The organism is Tenacibaculum amylolyticum, assembly GCF_964511145.1.
GTDB classification, from domain to species: Bacteria; Bacteroidota; Bacteroidia; order Flavobacteriales; family Flavobacteriaceae; genus Polaribacter; species Polaribacter amylolyticum.
Genome location: NZ_CAZEFZ010000070.1, coordinates 1 through 21,889 on the forward strand (window position 1 = coordinate 1; position 21,889 = coordinate 21,889).

At 31.0% G+C, this 21,889-nt stretch carries 18 protein-coding genes; 5 read left to right on the forward strand and 13 right to left on the reverse strand.

Features of this window, described 5'->3' with window-relative positions:
• The 3 genes from ACKTTC_RS16385 to ACKTTC_RS16395 form a co-directional block, all read left to right on the forward strand.
• Window positions 1-1,105, forward strand: a 1,105-nt coding sequence (locus ACKTTC_RS16385) for an Ig-like domain-containing protein (RefSeq protein ID WP_408040930.1), incomplete at its 5' end; no start/stop codon positions are given.
• Between the two features lie 19 nt (window positions 1,106-1,124).
• Window positions 1,125-2,063 carry a PorP/SprF family type IX secretion system membrane protein gene (locus ACKTTC_RS16390; RefSeq protein ID WP_408040931.1) on the forward strand — a complete coding sequence of 313 codons (939 nt, stop codon included), beginning with the start codon at window positions 1,125-1,127 and terminating at the stop codon, window positions 2,061-2,063.
• A gap of 11 nt (window positions 2,064-2,074) precedes the next feature.
• Window positions 2,075-4,234 carry an OmpA family protein gene (locus tag ACKTTC_RS16395; RefSeq protein ID WP_408040932.1) on the forward strand — a complete coding sequence of 720 codons (2,160 nt, stop codon included), beginning with the start codon at window positions 2,075-2,077 and terminating at the stop codon, window positions 4,232-4,234.
• A gap of 81 nt (window positions 4,235-4,315) precedes the next feature.
• Here ACKTTC_RS16395 and ACKTTC_RS16400 read toward each other — a convergent pair whose 3' ends face one another.
• From ACKTTC_RS16400 to hglS, 4 genes are all read right to left on the reverse strand, one after another.
• Window positions 4,316-4,693, reverse strand: a complete 378-nt coding sequence (locus ACKTTC_RS16400) for a hypothetical protein (protein ID WP_408040933.1) — start codon at window positions 4,691-4,693, stop codon at window positions 4,316-4,318.
• 134 nt (window positions 4,694-4,827) lie between these two features.
• Window positions 4,828-7,725, reverse strand: coding sequence for an FAD-binding and (Fe-S)-binding domain-containing protein (locus tag ACKTTC_RS16405; RefSeq protein WP_408040934.1), 2,898 nt, complete (start codon window positions 7,723-7,725; stop codon window positions 4,828-4,830).
• A gap of 159 nt (window positions 7,726-7,884) precedes the next feature.
• Window positions 7,885-8,343: an Lrp/AsnC family transcriptional regulator gene (locus ACKTTC_RS16410; RefSeq protein ID WP_408040935.1), complete on the reverse strand. Its 459-nt coding sequence runs from the start codon at window positions 8,341-8,343 to the stop codon at window positions 7,885-7,887.
• Between the two features lie 126 nt (window positions 8,344-8,469).
• On the reverse strand, window positions 8,470-9,900 hold the full coding sequence (hglS, locus tag ACKTTC_RS16415; RefSeq protein ID WP_408040936.1) for a 2-oxoadipate dioxygenase/decarboxylase HglS: 1,431 nt from the start codon (window positions 9,898-9,900) through the stop codon (window positions 8,470-8,472).
• A 370-nt stretch (window positions 9,901-10,270) separates the two neighbouring features.
• Between hglS and ACKTTC_RS16420 the strand changes: the two genes are divergently transcribed.
• On the forward strand, window positions 10,271-10,429 hold the full coding sequence (locus ACKTTC_RS16420) for a YqaE/Pmp3 family membrane protein (protein ID WP_408040937.1): 159 nt from the start codon (window positions 10,271-10,273) through the stop codon (window positions 10,427-10,429).
• A 124-nt stretch (window positions 10,430-10,553) separates the two neighbouring features.
• Window positions 10,554-13,061: a M14 family metallopeptidase gene (locus tag ACKTTC_RS16425; RefSeq protein ID WP_408040938.1), complete on the forward strand. Its 2,508-nt coding sequence runs from the start codon at window positions 10,554-10,556 to the stop codon at window positions 13,059-13,061.
• Between the two features lie 14 nt (window positions 13,062-13,075).
• On the opposite strand, the gene ACKTTC_RS16430 is transcribed toward ACKTTC_RS16425, so the two are convergent.
• The 9 genes from ACKTTC_RS16430 to ACKTTC_RS16470 form a co-directional block, all read right to left on the reverse strand.
• Complete coding sequence (locus tag ACKTTC_RS16430; RefSeq protein ID WP_408040939.1) at window positions 13,076-13,411, reverse strand: tRNA-binding protein; 336 nt, start codon at window positions 13,409-13,411, stop codon at window positions 13,076-13,078.
• A 7-nt stretch (window positions 13,412-13,418) separates the two neighbouring features.
• Window positions 13,419-13,883: an Mpo1 family 2-hydroxy fatty acid dioxygenase gene (locus tag ACKTTC_RS16435; protein WP_408040940.1), complete on the reverse strand. Its 465-nt coding sequence runs from the start codon at window positions 13,881-13,883 to the stop codon at window positions 13,419-13,421.
• An 82-nt stretch (window positions 13,884-13,965) separates the two neighbouring features.
• Window positions 13,966-15,051: an energy transducer TonB gene (locus ACKTTC_RS16440; RefSeq protein WP_408040941.1), complete on the reverse strand. Its 1,086-nt coding sequence runs from the start codon at window positions 15,049-15,051 to the stop codon at window positions 13,966-13,968.
• 168 nt (window positions 15,052-15,219) lie between these two features.
• Entirely contained in the window at window positions 15,220-15,795 is a 576-nt protein-coding gene (locus tag ACKTTC_RS16445) for an energy transducer TonB (RefSeq protein WP_408040942.1), read from the reverse strand.
• A gap of 427 nt (window positions 15,796-16,222) precedes the next feature.
• On the reverse strand, window positions 16,223-17,152 hold the full coding sequence (locus tag ACKTTC_RS16450) for a peptidylprolyl isomerase (protein WP_408040943.1): 930 nt from the start codon (window positions 17,150-17,152) through the stop codon (window positions 16,223-16,225).
• Between the two features lie 22 nt (window positions 17,153-17,174).
• Complete coding sequence (locus ACKTTC_RS16455; RefSeq protein WP_408040944.1) at window positions 17,175-18,728, reverse strand: hypothetical protein; 1,554 nt, start codon at window positions 18,726-18,728, stop codon at window positions 17,175-17,177.
• A gap of 10 nt (window positions 18,729-18,738) precedes the next feature.
• Complete coding sequence (locus ACKTTC_RS16460; RefSeq protein WP_408040945.1) at window positions 18,739-20,328, reverse strand: peptide chain release factor 3; 1,590 nt, start codon at window positions 20,326-20,328, stop codon at window positions 18,739-18,741.
• A 56-nt stretch (window positions 20,329-20,384) separates the two neighbouring features.
• Window positions 20,385-21,089 (reverse strand): hypothetical protein, encoded by a 705-nt coding sequence (locus ACKTTC_RS16465; RefSeq protein ID WP_408040946.1) that lies wholly within the window; start codon window positions 21,087-21,089, stop codon window positions 20,385-20,387.
• 12 nt (window positions 21,090-21,101) lie between these two features.
• A complete protein-coding gene (locus tag ACKTTC_RS16470) occupies window positions 21,102-21,812 on the reverse strand; it encodes a peptidylprolyl isomerase (protein WP_408040947.1) in 711 nt (236 codons plus the stop codon).
• Window positions 21,813-21,889: the final 77 nt, after the last annotated feature.

Sequence of the window (21,889 nt, forward strand, 5' to 3'; positions counted from 1 at the left end):
GAGTAGTACAGACATTACAATTACTTCAGGCGCTTCAAACGGAACCGCTACAGTCAATGACCAAGGGGATGATGACCCGACCAATGATACAATCGAGTATACACCAACAGCTAACTATAATGGTACGGATAGTTTTACTTATGAGATAACCGATGCTAATGGCGATACAGATACTGCTACAGTTACTATTACAATAACTCCAGTAGACGAAGTTCCAGAAACTGTTGATGATACCGCTACAGTTGCAGAGGATGGTATGGTTGATATTGATATTTTAGCAAATGATACAGATATTCCTACAGACGGGATATTAACAGTTTCAGAACCATCAAATGGAATAGTATCGATCAATGATGGAGGCACACCAAATGATCCAAGTGATGATATTGTGACGTATATTCCAGATATGGATTTCAACGGAACAGATACATTTACCTATACAGTTTGTGATACTGCTACTCCAGTGAATTGTAGCACTGCTACAGTAACGATTACAGTAACTCCAATTGTAGATGCTGTTGATGATACAGCGACGACTAATAGTGGAGATTCAATTGATATTGATATTATTGCTAATGATAATGATGTTCCATCAGATGGAGTACTGACAATAGATGACTTTCCAAATCATGGTGATGCAACAATCGATGATGGAGGTACACCAAATGACCCAAGTGATGATATTGTAAAATATACACCAGCAGATGACTTTGTAGGAGCAGACACATTTACTTATACAATTTGTGATAATTCGGTTCCTGCTAATTGCTCAACAGCTACGGTAGTTATTATAGTAGATGATGTTTGTTTAACAGTCTATAATGAGTTTAGTCCAAATGGGGATGGAATTAATGATTATTTGAAAATTAATTGTATACAAAACTTTCCTAATAATACTATTGAAGTATTTAATAGATGGGGAAACACAGTTTATACTATAAATGGTTATAATAATAATGATCCAAGTAAAAGATTTGATGGAATATCTAACGGGAGAATTACAATTCAAACTAATGATGAATTAGCAGTTGGGACATATTTTTATATCTTAAATTTGGGGGACGGTTCTCCGATAAGAAAAGGGTGGATTTATATTAATAGATAAAATATATAAAGAAGAAGAAATGAAATTATTTTTATCAATTAAAACAGGACTATTTTTATTATTAGTTGTCTGTTTTAGAACGATTGTTTTAGCACAGCAAGACCCGCATTATACACAGTATATGCTAAATACAATGTCTGTTAACCCTGCTTATGTAGGATCTAAAGGGTATACTGTATTAACAGCTTTAGGTAGAACTCAATGGATAGGATTCGAAGGGGCACCTGATACACAAACGTTAAGTTATGATACCGTTTTGGAGTTTAAAGGTCTCGGTTTAGGATTCAATCTAGTAAATGATAAAATAGGCCCCTCTCATGAATTATACATGGATGGAAATGTTTCTTATACGATAGAAATAGGACAAGAAGGCAGTTTGGCCTTTGGTTTGAAATTAGGAGGTAGACTCTTAAATGTAGATTGGTCTATAGGTAATCCAAGAGCAGATGGAGACGATCCTGTATTTGCTCAAAATATTGTCAATAAGTTTCTGCCAACAATAGGAGCTGGGATTTATTATCATGAACCAGATTGGTATATAGGATTATCGGTACCAAACTTTTTAAGACAAGAACACTACGATGCCGAAAGAGCAATAGGTAATGTTGCTGTAGAGCGATTACATTATTTTTTAATTGGAGGTTATGTATTTGACATCAATGAAAGTTTAAAATTTAAACCGGCAGCTTTATTGAAAGTTGTTTTTGGAGCACCAGCATCTTTAGATGTTTCTGCAAATTTTCTTATTGAAGAGCGTTTTACTATTGGAGCAGCTTGGAGGTGGGATGATTCTGTAGCTGGATTACTTGGTTTTCAAGTAAGTGAATCCTTATATATAGGATATGCATATGATTTAACAACGTCTAACTATAATATAGCTAACTCAGGTACACACGAGGTTTTACTTCGTTATGAAATCTTTAAACAGGCTAGAATGAGATCCCCAAGATTTTTTTAAAGCTTACTGTAATGAAATACCACAAAAAACAAACAATTACTTTATTATTTATACTCTTTAATGCACTTGTTTTTGCACAAAGTAAACGAGTTGCTGATAGATATTATGAGGAGTTTGCTTATTTTAAAGCAGCCAAAATTTATGAAGCTGTTTATAAAAGGGGAGATACTTCTAAATATGTTTTAAAGAGATTAGGAGACTCGTATTATAACAACTCACAGACAGAAGATGCTGAGCTTTGGTATAAGAAACTTATAGAGGATAAAAAAGAAAAAGATCCGAGTTATCTATTCAAGTATTCTCAAGTATTAAAAAGTAATGGTAAAACTAGAAAATCAGATTCTATTTTTGTTTTACTGAATAAAGAAATAGACACCGTTTCTAGTGAAAAGTATATTGATAAAGTAAATTACCTTCAAGACTTTTTAAATAACGGAAATAAAAAAATAAGCATACGAAATTTAGCTATTAATACACCGTTCTCTGATTTTGGAGGAATAGTACAAGGAGATAAAGTTTATTTTGCTTCTGCTTCACCAAAAAATGATAGGAAAGAAAGAATTTATAAATGGAATAATCAACCTTTCTTGAATATCTATAATGCAAATGCTTATTTTGAAGAAGCTGGTAATTCAAGTAAAGATACTGTTGTTGAATTAGAAAATAAAACAATTATACCACCTAAAGTAAATACGCAATTTCATGAGTCTTCTCCAACTTTTACGAAAGATGGCAAGTATATGTACTTTAGTAGAGTTAATTATGATGGAAAACGACTGAAGAAAGATAAAAAGCAAACAGTAAATTTAAAATTATATAGAGCAAGGAGATTAGGAGAAGGCTGGGGAGACATTGTTGAATTACCGTTTAATAGTGATGAGTATTCTGTTGCGCATCCAGCTATAAGTTCAGATAATAAAACACTTTATTTTGTGTCAGATATGCCAGGTTCATTAGGGCAAACAGATATTTTTAAAGTTGAAATTCTCGATGAGGGAGAAAGTTATGGAGAGCCGGTTAATTTGGGAACGTCTATTAATACTCCGCAGAAAGAGATGTTTCCATTTGTATCAGATGAAAATATCTTATTCTTTTCATCTAACGGACATAGAGGTTTAGGGTTGTTAGATATTTTTCAAACTAAAATATTTGATGATGGAACTTACAGCGAAGTAATCAATTTAGATTATCCTTTTAACAGTAAGAAAGACGATTTTTCTTTCTTTGTAGATAATACTGGTATGAAAGGTTTTTTCTCTTCTAACAGAGCAAAAGGGAAAGGAGATGACGATATATATAGTTTCTATATTACACAATTGCCAGAAGAAGAGAAGTGCTATCAACATGTTACAGGAATTGTTAAAAACAAGGTAACAAAAGAACCTGTTCCTAATGCTATTGTAAAACTTATAGATGAATTTGGTACTGTAATGGAAGAAACAGCTACAAATTCTAGGGGAAATTATAAATTTAAACTAGAGTGTAGAAATGAATCATTTACTGTTGTAACAAAGAAATTAGACTACAGAGGAACAGATCGTAAGAAATTTTCAACAGTAGCAGGAGAAAAAAATAAAGAAATTGTTGTAAATTTAGTCCTTGATCCACTGATAGTTGGGAACCAAATCGTGATCAAACCAATTTATTTTGACTATGATAAGTCAATTATTCGTGATGATGCACAATATGAATTGGAAAATATCGTTTCTGTGATGAATAACCATCCAAATATGGTTATTAAAATTGAATCACATACTGATAGTAGGGGAGGGAAATCCTACAACAGAAACTTATCGGATAGCAGAGCAAAAGCTACTAGAGACTTTATTGTGTCTAGAGGAATAGCTAGGGGTAGAATTGAAAGTGCTATTGGATACGGAGAAGATCAATTATTAAACCATTGTAACGATAAAAATACCAGAAGATGTTCTGAAGAAGAACACCAATTAAATAGAAGGTCGTATTTCTACATTGTACGAGGAAAGAATGTGAAGATTGATAACAATGTAAAACCTACTGTTATAGATAAAAAAGGGTATAACGATCAAAAAGCAATTTTAGAGAAATTGCGAAGATTTAAAAAGAAGAAAAGAATACCAACTAGGTTAAGGTTGGGAAGACAAAAACAAGACAAATGTTATAAAGACACAGACGACTGTAGTAGCCTTTAAAATAATCCCTAAATTATTTTATTGTATGTTAAGTATGTTAAGCGAGAAAATTTAATTTTCTCGCTTTTTTTATACTTAATTTTAAGCAATAATATCTGGTGATTTATAATTTTTATAATACTGCATTAATGTAAAAGAACACATTACAGAAGAAGCAATTCCTTCTATAGCCAAAGCAAATACAACCATACTCAAGCTCAGGCTTTTTCCCCATAAAGAAGAGTTTTCTAATACAATAATAAAGCTAGGATCTATAAACTGAACATAAATCATCAATCCTAATATAGTTAAGGCTACACCAATAACAGAAGCCCCAAACCCAACATAAAAATTCGTAAAATAAGAACCTTCGTGGTTAATGTCTATGTTCATTTTAATGGCTCTATTTACTCCCCAAAAAACAAAAATGAAATTAAGGAAACGAAGCTCAGCAACATTATCAAGTCCGAGAACTTTCATCAATAAAAAGTATACGACAATACAAGCGTATATTAAAAGGGCATTTTGGAGAATTATTTTATTTGTATTCATGAGAGAGAATTTAATATTAGTCTACTCTAAAGATACAAAATAACGTGATGAAAGTCAATGTGTTATATTAATGCTTCTTTTAATATACTTATTGGGTGTTTTGCTTGTCTACTAGTTCCATCAAAAATTTGGTGTCTACAACTTGTGCCAGCCGCCGCAATTTCTGTGTCTTTAGAGCAGTTTCTTACCTTAGGGAATAAAGTATCTTCACCTACTTGCATACTTACCTTATAATGCTCTTTTTCGTACCCAAAAGAACCAGCCATGCCACAGCATCCTGTATTCATAATGGTTACTTTATAGTTGTTAGGAATATTTAGCATTGTAAATGTTGGATGCGTAGAAGACAATGATTTTTGGTGACAATGTCCATGAATTTTTATTTCCTTGTTTTCTGAGGTAAAAGATGTAGAAGAAATAATACCTTTTTCTATTTCTTTAGATAAAAATTCTTCAAAAGTAAAAGTGTGTTGTGCAATATGTTTTGCACTTTCTTTATCATTAGCTAGTCGTGTGTATTCATCTCTAAATGTTAAAATAGCAGAAGGTTCTATCCCTATCAAAGGAGTGTTTTCTGAAATCAAATCTTTAAAAATGCTGATGTTTTTGTTGGCAATTTCTTTAGCTTCTTTTAGAAAACCTTTAGAAATATAACTACGTCCACTTTCTTCATGCTTTATGATACGAACACTATAGCCTAATTTTTCTAGCAGAATAACAGCATCTTTACCAATATTAGCATCGTAGTAATTTGTAAACTCATCGTTAAAAAGATAAACTTCTTTTGAATTTTTTGCTTTAGTGTGTTTTTGATACCAATTTGTAAGTGTTTCCTTGGCTAACTTAGGAACAGATCTTTCTACGGCAACACCCATTATTTTTTTTGCAATAAAAGAGTTGGTAAAAGTATTAGTAAGTACAGGGAATTTACTTCCTATTTTATTAAGTTTAGAATTGTTTGCAAATAATTTACTACGGAAAGAATAGCCGTTAGTTTCTTGATATTGATACAAGAATTCGGCTTTTAAAGAGGCAACATCTACATTACTTGGACATTCACTAGCACAAGCTTTACAACTTAAACAAAGGTCGAATACCTGTTTTAATTCTTTGTGGTTAAAACGGTTGGTTTCTTCTGAGTTTGTTAAAAATTCACGAAGTGTATTCGCTCTAGCTCGAGTAGTATCTTTTTCGTCTTTGGTAGCTCTATAACTCGGACATAAAGTTCCTCCAGCTTCAGGTGATTTTCTGCAATCTCCAGAACCATTACATTTTTCAGCTAACTTTAAAATTCCTTCACTATCAGAGAAATCGAATAAAGTATTTATTTCAGGTTCTTTTCTATCTATAGCATAACGAAGGCTTTCATCCATCGGAAAAGCATCCACAATTTTACCTTCATTAAAAATATTATTAGGATCAAAAGCACTTTTAATTCTTTTTAATAAAGCATAATTCTTTTCACCTATCATTAAAGGGATAAACTCAGCTCTTACAATTCCATCTCCATGTTCACCACTAAAAGAACCATTGTATTTTTTTACAAGCTCCGCTGTTTCTGTTGTGATTTTTCTAAATAAAGAAACATCTTCAGATTTCTTTAAATTCAAGATAGGGCGTAAATGTAATTCACCAGCACCAGCGTGGGCATAATAAACAGCTTGTTGCTGGTATTTATCCATTATTTTAGAAAACTCTTCTATAAATGGAGGTAAATCATTTAAATCTACTGCTGTATCTTCAATACAAGCAACAGCTTTACGATCACCAACCATGTTTCCTAGTAAACCTAGTCCTGCTTTACGTAAGTCCAATACTTTTTTAATATCATCTCCATATACTTTAGGATAATGATAACCAAAATCATGAGTTTTCAAATCCTCAATAAGTGCATTTGCTTTTTCTTCAGCTGCTTCAATTGAGTTTTCTTTTACTTCAAGCATTAATACTGCTTCAGGATCGCCTTGTAAAAAGAAACGATTTTTCTGTTGTTCTCTATTATTTTTAGTACAATCTAAAACAACCTGATCCATTAACTCACAGGTATATAAATTATGTTTCATGGCGATTACAGTTGCTTTTAAACTTTCGTTTACACTAGAAAAGTGTGGAGCAACCATAATGCTATGACTTGGTGGTAAATCATCTAACTGAATCTTAATTGCAGTAGAAAATGCCAGTGTACCTTCAGATCCCGATAAAAATTTAGCAGGATTAATAGTATTATCCGTACCACCAAATAAATCAGAAGTTAAAAATTCATCTACAGCATAACCTGTATTACGTCTATGAATACTTTCTTTAGGGAATTGGGTTTTTATTTCTGCTTGTGTAGCTTCCGATTTAAGCTCATTATATATAGTTCTATAAATTGTCCCTTCTAAGGTATTCTCATACGTTTTTTGTTTGAAAGTATCAGACGTAATTTCAGAGAATACAGTTGTACTACCATCAGATAAAATAGCATCAATAGCAAGTACTTTATCTCTAGTAACTCCATATTTTATAGAAGTACTTCCAGAAGAATTATTACCTACCATTCCACCTATCATACATCTATTTGAAGTAGAAGTATTGGGACCAAAAAATAATCCGTAAGGCTTTAAAAAATGATTTAAATCATCTCTAATAACTCCTGGCTCTACCGTAATGGTTTTCTGCTCTTGATCGAATTCAAGAATGTTTGTAAAATACTTAGAAACATCTACAATAATACCATCTCCAACACATTGTCCAGCTAAAGAAGTTCCTGCTGTTCTAGGAATAAGTGTGATATTATTTGTTGTAGCAAAATCAATTAACTTTTGAATATCTGATATGTTTTTAGGATATGCAACAGCTAATGGAATTTTTCTATAAACAGAAGCATCGGTAGCATACATGCTTTTATGCAAATTATCGAATAATAATTCTCCAGATAACTGTTTAGAGATTGCTTGTAGTTGTTCGTTTTGTATCATTTGGTAACCTTTTTGAGGTTTATAACCCCATATTACAGAACTAATCTTATAATATGGGGCTTAAAATGTCTTTTTTGCTTAAAAATAGGTTGTCTATAATAATGATTTGGAATTACCTATTCTTTTCACAAATATCAATATTTAATTTTTGTAATTCTCCTACTCAATCAAAGAATTTCTTTTGAAACAGGTGTCAAAACAAATAAAAGTATCTGTGCCTGCTACTCCATTAATTAAATGCACTTTATCGTATAGAATTTTTTGTAAATGCTCATTATCTCTCGCAAATATCAAAATGAAAATTGCATAATTACCGGAAACAAAATTACATTCCACAATTTCATCTATTTTTTCTAATTCTCGCATTACATCCTTCGCAAAACGAGCTTCTCTTAGCCTAATACCGGTGTATGACTTTGTTTTATACCCTAGTTTTTTTTCATCCAAAACAAACTCAGCATTTTTTATAACACCCTCTGAGGTAAGTTTTTTGATGCGTTGATGAATCAGGGAATTGGAAACATTTAATTCTTCGGCAATTTGTGAAAATGCTTTTCTAGCATCTTCTCTTAACTTCGATAAAATTTGTCGGTCGATATAGTCAAATTGATTTTTCAAAAGAATAATTGCATTATGTATTTGTTAGTGCAAACTTAATTAATAAAAGAGATAATTTCTCTTATCATAAAAATGAAGCTGAAAACACGGATGCATAATCATGCAATTTTACTATCAACTAATATATTAAGCATTCATTTCAGCTAAACATTTTTGAATAGTTTCATCTTGCATATCTTCATACCATTTCATTAGTTTGTATACAGGTTCACCTAAATCTTTTTCAAATAATGATTGATTTGAGGTTCCTTCATATTCACGTTTAGCATCATCTGTACCTAAGTTGGAAGCAAAAATTCCAGCAGCACTTACAGGTAAAAAATCTTCGTAAACCATAGGCTCTATAGTCAAATAACCATCCTTTAATAATTGGTGTACATCTGCTTTTGTATAGACTTTATCTTTAGATATCTCTTTTGCTTTTTGAGTAGTGAAGTAATGAAAATAAGCAAGCTCTTCTGATTGTAACTCTTTATAATTATCAGGGAAAACTTTGAAATTTTCTAATAATAGTTGGTTGTATTCTGAAGCGTTTTCTGCTGTTGGAGATCCTCCAATTGCTTTACGTGTTTTACCCAATAACTCATTATACAAGTCTAGCCCTTTTTGAGTTAATGCTACACCACGTTGTTCAATCTCTCCAAAACGAGCTTTGTGCTCTCCCATTTTACCTTTTTCAGCGTTATTTTTAAAAGTTACTTTTTCAGTCAATGCTTTAAAACTTGTTTGACGTAATAAGATTGGACATTTTCTTGTTGGAGGTCCTTCTATATTATCTTTTGGAGGAATATTTCGAGCTTCCATATTGGTCTGTACCTTATCTATATCTAGAGTTCTAGGTGTTAGGTGATTGATATGTGGTCCTTTAAAAGCGACTACATCAGCAATTAATCTATGTTGATTTAGTAATGCTTCGTACATTTCGTAATCTACCGTTGCAGTATCGTGCCATCTAAAAGTTTCCAATGCTTCTTGAACAAAAATTTCGGCATCTTCTTTATTTAGTCCTCCTTCTTTTTCAGATTTATCAATTAATTCAAGTGCTTTTTCTGTAAAGATTTGACGATCTTCTAAAATAGTGTCAATATTCTTACGAAGCTGTTCATCATCAATTAAATCTAAACGTAATAAAGATGTAAAAACTCTAAATGGAGCTTGGTTAAGAGCAGTGTTTTCTATAGCTCTAAAGGCTGTGGAATGTACAGGAACACCAGCTGGAGCTAAATCATAATATCCTACAGGAAACATACCCATAACTTTAAATAAACGTCTCATATTAAATAACTCGTATGGTTTTCCCAAACGAATTGCTCCGTGACGCTCCATGTTTAATCGAGTAATTTCTCCTGTATTAGCTAATTGTTCTTCAATTTCTTTAGATTCTGAAAGAACATTGTTATTAATATCATGAACCAAATCAAGTAGTTCACCATAAAGAGGTACTTCATTTTTGTACATATCAGACATGATCGTAGCGAAGCGGTTACGAATATATTCTGAAGAGACAAATGTCTTTGTAGTATCATTAGAACTTTCTACTATATTTTTTGATGACATAATTTCTTAAATTTTATCACAAAATAAATGAATTTAATTGTTAGTAAGGTTTTAAAAAGTAAATTTTACTTTTTAAAACGTGTTTTTGGGTTATATTAACCTTTAAGAGGCTTTTTTAAAATCATAAAAAACAATTTTAATTAAAAAAAGGGGCTTAAAAAATCAATTTGACTTTGTAGTTAGGTTCAAACTATTAGGAAGTGATAAGTTTACTTGTAAAAACCGTGTTTAAAATGTTGATTTTTAGTTTTTTTATTTGGTTTTAGTGGATGAGATATTTAAAAGTACAGTCATGAAACTAGAGAAGTAATATAAATATTTGTAACAAAAAGAATGAAAAACCGTCTTTTAAATAAAAAGGGCATTTTATATGAATATATTTAGAGTTTTATTAGCTATTATCTTTCCACCACTTTCTATTATAGATAAAGGATGTGGTTCATTTGTTATAATTTTTTTATTGACACTTTGTGGATGGATTCCTGGAGTTATAGGAGCGCTGGTAATTTTGAACAATCCAGATAGGTAAATATTAATAAAAACTTCAGTAAATAGGAATTATTAATTTTTTCTTAAAATTTAAATAACAAAGCATATTTAAAGGAAAGTAAATTTGATGTTAATATATTTGTTTAGAGACCAATTCTAACCAAATGAAAAAAATATCCTTACTACTTTCTTTAGTAGCATGCTTTTTAGCTACGCAAGCACAAAATAAATTAGATTTATCGTATTACTTACCAAAAAATGTAACGTATAATAAAAATATACCTACTCCAGCTTCTATTATAGGTCATGAGGTAGGAGCGTGGCATATAACACACGATAAGTTGGTTAGTTATATGAAAGCTCTAGCTGAGGTTTCAGATAGAGTTGTAATTGAAGAAAGAGGGAAAACGTATGAAGATAGACCTTTGTTGTTATTGAAAATAACTTCACCAAAGAATCATGAAAACTTAGAAGTTATTCGACGTAAGCATATAGAAATAACTGAAAATGCTTCTGTAGATGTAACAAATATGCCTATTGTTGTGTACCAAGGTTTTTCTATTCATGGAAATGAAGCAAGTGGTTCTAATGCTGCTTTATTAGCAGCTTATTATTTAGCGGCTGCTGAAGGAAAGGAAATTGATACTATTTTAGAGAATACAATTATTCTATTTGACCCATCAATGAATCCAGATGGATTACAGCGATTTGCATATTGGGCAAACACAAATAAATCAAAAAATATCAATCCAGACCCTTACGATAGAGAATATGCAGAAGTATGGCCCAGAGGTAGAACAAACCATTATTGGTTTGATATGAATAGAGATTGGTTACCAGTTCAATTACCTGAAAGTACATCAAGAATTAAAACATTTCACGAGTGGTTACCTAACATTTTAACAGATCATCATGAAATGGGATCAAATTCTACATTCTTTTTTCAACCAGGAATACCTAGTAGAACACATCCATTAACACCTAAAATGAATCAGGAATTAACAAAAGAAATAGCAGGTTATCATGCAAAAGCTTTTGACAAGATTGGTTCTACATATTATTCTGAAGAGAGTTTCGATGATTTTTATTATGGAAAAGGATCAACATTTCCAGATGTTAATGGAAGTATTGGAATTTTATTTGAACAAGGAAGTTCTAGAGGGCATGCTCAAGAAACAGATAATGGAATATTGACGTTTCCTTTCACTATTAGAAATCAATTTACTGCGATATTATCTACTATAGAGGCTGCGGATAAGATGCGTGTTAAAATACTAAAATACCAACAGCAATTTTATAAAAATGCACGTAGTAATTACGAGAATAATGCTATTGTATTTGGAGATGAAAAAGATGCAGCAAAAGCATATCATTTAGCTGAAGTATTAAAGAAACATAAGATAAAAATTCATGAATTAAAATCTGATTTTACTTCAGGAAACAAGAAGTTTAAGAAAGGATATAGTTATGTAGTACCTAAAAACCAAAAGAATCATCGTTTATTAAAAGCAATGTTTGATGTTCGTAAAGAATTTAAGGATAGCTTATTTTATGATGTTTCTGCGTGGACATTTAACCATGCTTTTGGAGTTGATTTTATAGATAATGCTTCGCTTTCTAGAGCTGGAAATGAAATTAATGATTTACAGTTTAAAACAGGTACGGTTGGTGTTAAGAGTACGGTAGGTTATCTAATGCCTTGGAATGAATACTATGCTCCTAAAGCTCTAAATGCTATTTTAAATAAAGGATTAAGAGCTAAGGTAGCTATGAAGAATTTTAAAAATGATAATATTAGCTATGACTATGGGACTATTTTTATTCCAGCTCAAAACCAGAAATTAAATGATAATGAATTGTATGCGTTTCTAAAGAAAATAGCAAAAGAAAACCATTTAGATATTGAAGGAGTAAGCACTGGTTTAAATGAAGGAATTGATTTAGGAAGCAATAACTTTCGTGCACTTAAAAAACAAAAAGTGGCAATGTTAGTTGGTAATGGAATTTATGGTAATGATGCTGGTGAAATTTGGTATTTATTTGATCAGCGATTTGATATGCACATTACAAAACTAGACATGACGTATTTTAACAGGTTAGATATCAGTAAGTATACTACGCTTATAGTTCCTAATAGTTATGGAATGGATAAGGTAGTTGTGAACAAGTTAAAATCGTGGGTGAAAAACGGAGGAACATTAATAGGATATCGTAATAGTATAAATTGGATGACTAATAATGGTTTAATTAATGCAAAATTGAAAAAGATTAAAAGAGATACGATTCAGAATGTAACTTTTGAAAACAGACGTAACGCTAGTGGTGCAGAAGTAATTGGAGGAGCAATTTTCGATACGAAAATAGATAGATCACATCCTGTTAATTTCGGATTTAAAAATGATCACTTAGCATTATTTAGAAATACAACGTTATTTGTAAAACCAGATACAAAGAGTTATAACAATCCTATTAAATATACAAATGATCCTTTACTAAGTGGATATATATCAAAAGAGAATTTAAAGAATTTGAAGAATACTGTTCCATTTAAAACCCAACGATTGGGTAGGGGAAGAGTTATAATTTTTACTGATAATACTAATTTTAGAGCATTTTGGTACGGAACAAACAAATTACTTATGAATGCTGTATTTTTCTCTGATATGATGTAAAGTAAGAAAAGAACCTATGTAATTTGATTTCCATTAGTAGCCTTTTTTGAGGGCTGTAAAATGACAACTTCTTGGTTGTTGTTATAAACACCTAATAACAAACATTCGCTCATAAAATTAGCGATCTGACGGGGTTTTAAGTTAATGAGACACGATGCTTGTTTACCTAGTAAGTCTTCTTTAGTGTACAGATTTGTTATCTGTGCACTAGACTTTTTTATTCCAAGAGTACCAAAATCAATCTTTAATTGATATGCTGGTTTTCTGGCTTTAGGAAAATCATCAACAGCTATAATAGTTCCTATACGTATATCGATTTTAAGAAAATCTTCAAAGTCAATTGTATCCATAACAAATTTATTTCGATCCTAATTTTTGAATGACCCATAAAGGACCAATTAATAAGAATTGTAAGTCTTTTAAGAATGAAGGTTTTTTACCTTCTATTTTATGTCCATAGAATTGTCCTATCCATGCAATTACAAATAAGAAAATTGATACAATGAGTAAATTCGCGTTGTTTCGTATCCAATTATTTCCAGCAATACAGATAAGGGTAAAAGCTAGCATTTGAACAAAATACCAAAAACCTAATCTTAGATAAAAAGTAAAAGCTATGAATATTCCAATAACAAAAGCCCAGTTTTCTATAAGAGGATTGTAAAGTTTAAAAGTATTTCTTAAAAATGCGCTAGGAATACTCATTAAGAGCCCAATAATACTAAAAAATATAATTGGTACACAAATGTAGTGTATCAGTTTATTTGTTTCATTTTGATGGCTAATAGCGTATTCTTTAAACCAATCTTGGGCTTTTCTCATAAGAATTTTATTTATATAATTTAAATATATAAAAAAAGGTCAGAATTTAAATCCTGACCTTTTAAAAATATGATTAATTAAATTAATTCAATTTAAAGTTTATTGGGAATGCATATTTTACATTCACTGGCTTACCATCTTTCATGGCAGGCTTTAATTTTGGTAATCTCTCAATTAATTTTTTAGTTGCAGCCTCAAGAAGTTGAGCTCCTTTAGGACCTCTAGTTCTTACATTTGCAACTTCTCCGTTTTTGTCTATAACGAAGTAAGCATTTATTTTCCCTTCAATATTGTTGTCAACAGCTTCTTCTGGATAAGCAAAGTATCTTTGAATATGTTTAGACATTTCACTGTTAAAACAGTCTACTGAATTGTCGCTAGAACAGTTATTAAAAGTAGGAATATTTTGAACTTCATTAAATCTGAAAATTTGCTCTTTAGTGTTATCTACTTTTTTAGCAGTTTTAACATTTGAAGCCTTTTTTCCAGGAATTCTAAATGAAATAGGTACACCATACTTTACCTTTACAAGTTTTCCATTGTGCTTTCCAGGCTTGAATTTTGGTAACTTACGTACAATTCTTTCAGCTTCCTTCTCTAAAAGTTCTCCTTGGTAAGGACCTCTAATATTAAGATCAGCAACAGCACCAGTTTTGTCAATAACAAATTGAACTAATACACGACCTTGGATACTCTTATCATAAGCTTCTTTAGGATATGTAAAGTTTTTCTTAATGTGCTCTACTACTTTAGTTTTGAAACACTTTTCTTGTTGGTAAATAGCTACGCTTTCACAATCTGAAAAAAGTGGAATCTCTTCTACTAAATTAAAAGGAACTTTTTCTACAACTTCCTCATTACTTAAGTCTAAGCTTCCTACTAATGAAGCTTTCTTCTTTAAGGCAGCTAATTTGTTAGAAGTAGCACTAGAAGAGTTTACACCTGTTACAGCGTCTCTCTTACGAATAACTCTTCGTCTAGAAGTTACTTCTACAGAAATTTGCTTAGATTTTGCATCTTTACCTTCTACGGAACATTTAGTGATACTATTTAAGTCTAAAGCCGGATCGCTGTTAGGTGTATCACATGTCTCTTTATCATTAGATTGAGACATAACTTGAAGTTGACATACTAATATACCAACTAGGATTAGTATTCTTTTAACCATATTCTTAGGGATTAAGAGATTATTTTGGGGACTAAAGTAATGATAATTAATGGTTAAAAAAAATATTTTGATTTTTTTTATGATTTTCTTCCTAAAAAGGGTGATTTTCAGGTTGAAACCATAAAAAAAATGGTCTGTTTTTTTTATTGGATATATTGTTTTAAGTATTTATTCTGCGCTAAAATTAATAGGCAAACTGTATTTTACATTTACAGGAATTCCTTTATGGCGGCCTGGAGAAAAAGTTGGTAGCTTTTTTAGAACTCTCTCAATTTCATTTTCTAACTGTTTGTCTTTCTTTCTAGACTTAATTAATAAGTTATTTGTGTTTCCTCTAGTATCTATAGTAAATTGTATAAAAACTTTTCCGCTAACGCCGTCCTCAGAAGCTCTTTCTGGGTCAAAGTTTTTAGCAAAATGTTTTGAAAAGGAAGTATTAAAGCAATCACTTTGATTTTTAGTTATGTTTTCACATTCAGGAAATAAAGGGACTTCTTCAACGATACTAAATAAAATTTCTTCAGAAGCTAGACTTCTTGTAATAATATCATTTTTAATCTCTAATGAGTTGTTATTAATTACATTTTGTTGAAGGTTTTCTGTGTTATTTCCTATGGAATTGGCTTTAGATCTTTTACGAATGATTCTTTTTCTTGTCTTTTTTGAGGCGACATTTAAAACAACTTTTCGCTTGTTAGTTGCGTCCTTATCTTTTTCTATAGTACACTTAGATATAGAATTCATGTCAAGTGTTACTTGTTTATTTGGGTTATCGCAGTGTTTAGAATTTTGAGCTAATACAACATTACAAAAAAGCATTACTGTTATAAACAGGAGGGGGAATGAATTTTTCATGAGTTTTGAGGGGTATATATATTAAAGATTTATACTTATTATTACATTACAAATTTCGTTTACAGGTTATGAATTAGTGTTAATTGTAGCTTATAGAAAGGTTAAATCGAAAGAAAATAATAACAGAATATTTACAAACGAATTACAATTCGATAATCTCGGGGTATGTGATGCGTATTCAACATAAAACGCTTAAAACAAATATATTAAATGAAAAACTTCGTTTAATTAACATATGTTAACTAAACGAAGTTTGGTTTGTTCTTTTAATAACTAAATAGTTATTAATTTGAAATTTTAATATAAAAAAGACTTATTACTTAACATCCATAAGTTCTACGTCGAATATTAAAGTAGCATTTGGAGGAATTACACCACCAGCACCTCTTTCACCATAAGCTAAGTTAGAAGGAATAACTAAACGTGCTTTATCTCCTACTTGTAATAGTTGTATACCTTCATCCCATCCAGGAATTACTTGTCCAACTCCTATAGCAAAATCAATTGGTTGTTTACGTTTATAAGAAGAATCGAATACAGTACCGTCTAATAATTGTCCTTTATAGTGTACAGATACATTAGCTCCTTTTGTAGCTTTTTTACCTTCTCCTTTTTGTAATATTTTATAACGCAATCCGCTTGGAGTTTCATCATATCCTGCTGCAACTTCGTCTAATAACTCTTTTTGACGTGCTTTTTCCTCAGCTTCTCTTTTTTCACGAGCTCCTTCAAAAGTTCTAAAAGCCTCAACTGCATTCCATTTCTCAGCAGCATCTCCTACACGTAAAATTTCAACTTGCATGTCGTCTCCTTGTTCAACAACGTCTACAACATTTTGTCCTTCTATTACACTACCAAAAACAGTATGCTTACCATCTAACCATGGAGTAGCAACGTGTGTAATAAAAAACTGAGATCCATTTGTTCCTGGTCCAGCATTTGCCATAGAAAGTTTACCTGGAGCATCATGTTTTAAGTCAGGATGAATTTCATCATCAAATTTATAACCAGGATTTCCAGTACCTGTTCCTTGTGGACAACCACCTTGAATCATAAAATCAGCAATTACTCTGTGAAATTTTAATCCGTTATAATATGGTTCTCCTTGAGGACGAGCAGAGTTTTCTAAATTACCTTCCGCTAAGGCAACAAAGTTACCTACCGTACCAGGTGTTTTTTCATATTCTAAATTCACTAAGATATCTCCTTTAGGAGTAGTGAACTTTGCATAAATTCCGTTATCCATTTTTTTTAGTATTTATCTATATTTATTTTTTTGCTAAAAGCGATGCAAAGTTAAAACTTAAACCGATATTAAAGTTAGTGGCATTCAGATTTCCGAAAGGAGCATATAATTTACCACCAGATATTTTTAATGCTAAGTCTTCCTTTACAAAGTAATTAAATCCTATAGTAGGTCTAACTACAATTCCCTCTCCTGTATCAACTCCTGCACCTCCAGCTGCACCTCCAGAAAGATTTATAAAAGCATTAAGTCTATTCCAAAACATATTTGTTTTGGCACCAATACCAATTAAACCATGTGCATATCCACCAGATCTACCACCATATGCAAAACCAGCTTCCCCTAAAACATATATATTATCCAAGATATCGTAATTAAATTGAAGACCAATTAATTGTAGATCTGTAGAGAGTACATTGTTTGGATCGTCAGTTTTTGAAACATCAAAATAAGTTTGATTGTTTATGGCTACTCCAATTCCTTGAGTTTTAAAAGTATTATCTTCAGTATTTGGTAATTCTGTCCCACCACTTAGATTCATATATTTTAATCCAAAACCTAAGGTATAAGCTTCAAAATCGCCATCTAATGCTCTGTAATAACCTCCATGACCACTAATTGCTATGTGATCAGAAATTTTTAAGTCTAAACCAGCGGATGGGTAAATTGTTAAGCCTCCTTCTGGAGCTATTCTTCCTCCAGCGGCACCAATTCCTAATTTTCCAAAGAAGTTAATGTATTTAGATTGATAAGGGTGATATCCAGCACCAATAAATAAATCCATAAAACCAGCTCTTAAACCTTTATATATAGCATCTGTATGTGCAAATAAAAAGGTATTATCACTTACATATTTTTGATATTCAAAACCTAATACATATAAAGTTTCATCTAAAGGTGAGCGATTATCTTTTTTAGAGTTTCCTGTAGGAAAGAAGAAATCAAAACGTACTTGCTGTGCATTTTTGACAGCAGGTTTCTTCCAAAAGAAAGTTTCACTGGAAGTTGTGTTTATGAATTCTTTATTTGCATTCTCATATGCTGTATAACGAAAAACACTCGGAATTTCTACAAAAAGAGATATGGTATTGTCTTTTATAGCTCCTGTGTAAAAATCAATATAACTGTATTGAACTCCAAAAGCGTAATTATTCTTTTTAAATTGTAAGCCAATATTTGAATTTATAAAAGCACCATCATTAACTAATATTCGGTATCCGCCACCGCCTCCAAAGTGAAAATTAGCATCGAAATATAAGTTGTTAATAATCTTTTTATTGATACCTAGTTCTGCACCTAAAGTAAACAAACCACCTTGATCGCCAGTAATAGCATAATGAAATCCAGCTCCACCATATAACCAATCGTTGAATGGAATTTGATAATGTAAACCAACTAACCCCATAGTAGGTTTTAAATTCGGAAAACCTTCTGTTGGCATAGCAACAGGTATGAAGTTTAAGCGAACTTTATTTGTTAATTCTTTTCCTTCTAATGTAGTTATTTCCTTTTGAGAGAATACTACAGAAGTAATGAAAAGTAGCATAAAGGTAACGACTTTAGTTTGACTTGTCATAATGATAGATTTATTCAAACTCACTTGTAAAATGTAACTTAACTGTTGGGTATTTACTTTGTGTCATTTGTATAGTAAAAGGAGAATCAGCAAGAAAAACTAATTGACCTTGTTTATCTTTTGCTAAATAACGTTGTTTTACACGTTTAAACTCTTTAAACTCTTCATTTTTTTCATCTTCAGGCTGTACCCAGCAAGCTTTATGTACTGCAATATTTTCATAGGTGCATTTTGCTCCATATTCGTGTTCTAGACGATATTGAATTACTTCATATTGGAGTGCTCCTACAGTACCAATAATTCTTCTACCATTCATGTCTAAGGTAAATAATTGAGCAACACCTTCATCCATTAATTGATCTAAACCTTTGTATAATTGTTTAGCTTTTAATGGATCTGCATTATTAACATAACGGAAATGTTCTGGAGAGAAACTAGGAATTCCTTTAAAATTCAGTTTTTCACCTTCTGTTAAAGTATCTCCAATTTTAAAGTTTCCAGTATCATGCAGTCCAACAATGTCCCCTGCAAATGATTCCTCTACAATTTCTTTCTTTTCAGCAAAGAAGGCATTAGGGCTAGAGAATTTTACTTTTTTATTATTACGAACGTGTAAGTATGGAGTATTTCTTTTAAAAGTTCCAGAAACAATTTTCACAAAAGCTAATCTATCTCTATGTTTAGGATCCATATTAGCATGAATCTTAAAAACGAATCCAGTTAATTTATCTTCTTTAGAATCTACTAAACGAGTATCCGACATTTTTGGTTGTGGATTTGGAGCAATATCAATAAAGCAATCCAATAATTCTTTCACTCCAAAGTTATTTAAGGCCGATCCAAAGAATACAGGTTGTAATTGTCCATCTTCATAAGCTTGTTTGTCAAAACCTGGATATACTTCGTACACTAATTCTAATTCTTCACGAAGTGTATTTGCAGCATCCTCCCCAACTAATTCGTCTAATTCAGGATTGTTTACATCATCAAATTCTACTCCTTCTGAAATAGTTTGTTTATTGTCTCCTGAAAAAACATTGATTTTCTTTTCCCAGATATTGTAAATTCCTTTAAAATCATATCCCATTCCAATAGGGAAACTTAAAGGTGTAACTTTTAAACCTAATTTTTGTTCTACTTCATCTAATAAGTCAAAAGCGTCTTTTCCTTCACGGTCTAACTTATTAATAAACACGATCATTGGAATATTTCGCATTCTACATACCTGAACCAATTTCTCAGTTTGTTCCTCAACTCCTTTTGCAACATCAATTACAACAATTACACTATCTACAGCAGTAAGTGTTCTAAATGTATCTTCAGCAAAATCTTTATGTCCAGGTGTATCTAGAATATTAATTTTTTTATTCTGATAATTAAAAGCTAATACAGAAGTTGCTACAGAAATACCACGTTGACGCTCGATTTCCATAAAATCGGAAGTAGCTCCTTTTTTGATCTTATTACTTTTTACGGCTCCTGCTTCTTGAATTGCACCTCCAAATAGTAATAATTTTTCAGTTAATGTAGTTTTACCAGCATCTGGATGTGATATAATTCCGAATGTTCTTCTTTTCTGTATTTCTTCTAAAAAACTCATCTATAAAAATTGAAGCGACAAAGTTAACTTTTTAAAAAAAGATGAACAATATGGATTTAAGATACTTCGCTTTTTATATTAACATTTTTCTGATCTAAATATTTTTTGATTTCACCTGTTAAACATTCTATTGAATTTTGGTTATCTAAGTCAAAATAATTACAACCTCCAGTGGCTAACGATAGGAAACCAATTAAACTGGAATTTGTTTCTTTTTTTACCAATGACCAATGTTGATATATTAGGTTTTGAATATAGTCATCTTTTTCTAATTCATGATTAGCTAAGGAATCATCTAAATTACTATAATCAATTTTCCTTAAGTCTAAAATTTGTGTCAGTAGGTTTTCAAATTCAGAGAGATCAAAATGTAAGCTTAATTCAATACGCTCAATTTTATCTTCAGTAAAATAATCGGGATTTGGTTCAACAAAAAGATAAACTTCATAAGGGTATATATTATACCAAAGGTTTATAACTTTTAAAGAACCTTTCTCAGAAGCAATTTTGTAATTAAATTGATCTGTGTGTATTTTATGAAAGAAATCTTTTAACGGACGTTCGAAACTTTTTAGAATAATAGATTCAAATAATTGGTCTCTTAATTCCCAAAAAAAGTCAAGTTCATAAACGTTAGTACCTTTTGTAAAATCTAAATCATCTAATACTTCTTCTTTTGATAATTTATAGATTTCTTTTTTATACGTGTTTTCAGATACTAAAACTTTATATTCAATTAAGAAGTCTTTTTCGTTTTCCATATATACTTTTAATTATTTAATAACTTCAATTTTCATAGGTATGTCTACAATAGGCCAATCGCTTCTTCCTGTTTTTACTTTTGAAATTTTTCTAATAGTAGAATATCCTGAAATTACTTCTCCAAAAACAGTATAATCTCCATCTAAATGTGGGGCTCCAGTTTTATTACTAATAATGTAAAAGTTAAAAGGATTAGATTTTTTATTTGGGTTGTAATCTAATTCGCGAGCCAAAGCTAAAGCTCCATAACGATGTTTTTTATGTTTCAAAATCTCAGAAGGGACTCTGTAGTTTTGGTATTTATTTCTAATGTTTGTTGATTCTTGTCCATCAGATTCACCACCTTGAATAGCCATATCTCTTGCTATCCTATGGAAAACGGTAGTGTTAAAATACCCTATTTTAGTAAGAAAAATAAAACTAGCTCTATGCAATGGAGTTTCATTAAATAATCGAAGTTTTATATTACCAAATTTAGTCTTTATCAATACTTTGGTTTCTTTATTTTGCTTACCAAATTCCTTTAGAAATGCAGTAGCATTGTTGTGATTCAAACTATCCCAAGGTTTTATAACCTTTTCTACAATTTGTTTTTTAGGTTTTGGAGCTGGTTTTATACTATCTTTTTTAGGTGCTATTTCTGTTTTAATTTCTTGTTTTTCAGTTTTACAAGAAGATAGTATCAGTGCACATATTAAAAGTGTAGTTTGAAGTAATTTCATCTGTAATTCTTAAAAATAGTTTGTAAATATACTTGATGTAATTATAATAATCATTTATAGCGTGTTCTTTTGAGAAT

Excerpts from the sequence above, each read along its gene's own strand:
- ACKTTC_RS16390 (WP_408040931.1), top strand. The coding sequence starts at position 1,125 with ATGAAATTATTTTTATCAATTAAAACAGGACTATTTTTATTATTAGTT.
- ACKTTC_RS16395 (WP_408040932.1), top strand. The coding sequence starts at position 2,075 with ATGAAATACCACAAAAAACAAACAATTACTTTATTATTTATACTCTTT.
- ACKTTC_RS16400 (WP_408040933.1), bottom strand. The coding sequence starts at position 4,693 with ATGAAAGTTCTCGGACTTGATAATGTTGCTGAGCTTCGTTTCCTTAAT.
- ACKTTC_RS16405 (WP_408040934.1), bottom strand. The coding sequence starts at position 7,725 with ATGATACAAAACGAACAACTACAAGCAATCTCTAAACAGTTATCTGGA.
- hglS (WP_408040936.1), bottom strand. The coding sequence starts at position 9,900 with ATGTCATCAAAAAATATAGTAGAAAGTTCTAATGATACTACAAAGACA.
- ACKTTC_RS16420 (WP_408040937.1), top strand. The coding sequence starts at position 10,271 with ATGAATATATTTAGAGTTTTATTAGCTATTATCTTTCCACCACTTTCT.
- ACKTTC_RS16425 (WP_408040938.1), top strand. The coding sequence starts at position 10,554 with ATGAAAAAAATATCCTTACTACTTTCTTTAGTAGCATGCTTTTTAGCT.
- ACKTTC_RS16430 (WP_408040939.1), bottom strand. The coding sequence starts at position 13,411 with ATGGATACAATTGACTTTGAAGATTTTCTTAAAATCGATATACGTATA.
- ACKTTC_RS16435 (WP_408040940.1), bottom strand. The coding sequence starts at position 13,883 with ATGAGAAAAGCCCAAGATTGGTTTAAAGAATACGCTATTAGCCATCAA.
- ACKTTC_RS16440 (WP_408040941.1), bottom strand. The coding sequence starts at position 15,051 with ATGGTTAAAAGAATACTAATCCTAGTTGGTATATTAGTATGTCAACTT.
- ACKTTC_RS16445 (WP_408040942.1), bottom strand. The coding sequence starts at position 15,795 with ATGAATTCTATATCTAAGTGTACTATAGAAAAAGATAAGGACGCAACT.
- ACKTTC_RS16450 (WP_408040943.1), bottom strand. The coding sequence starts at position 17,152 with ATGGATAACGGAATTTATGCAAAGTTCACTACTCCTAAAGGAGATATC.
- ACKTTC_RS16455 (WP_408040944.1), bottom strand. The coding sequence starts at position 18,728 with ATGACAAGTCAAACTAAAGTCGTTACCTTTATGCTACTTTTCATTACT.
- ACKTTC_RS16460 (WP_408040945.1), bottom strand. The coding sequence starts at position 20,328 with ATGAGTTTTTTAGAAGAAATACAGAAAAGAAGAACATTCGGAATTATA.
- ACKTTC_RS16465 (WP_408040946.1), bottom strand. The coding sequence starts at position 21,089 with ATGGAAAACGAAAAAGACTTCTTAATTGAATATAAAGTTTTAGTATCT.
- ACKTTC_RS16470 (WP_408040947.1), bottom strand. The coding sequence starts at position 21,812 with ATGAAATTACTTCAAACTACACTTTTAATATGTGCACTGATACTATCT.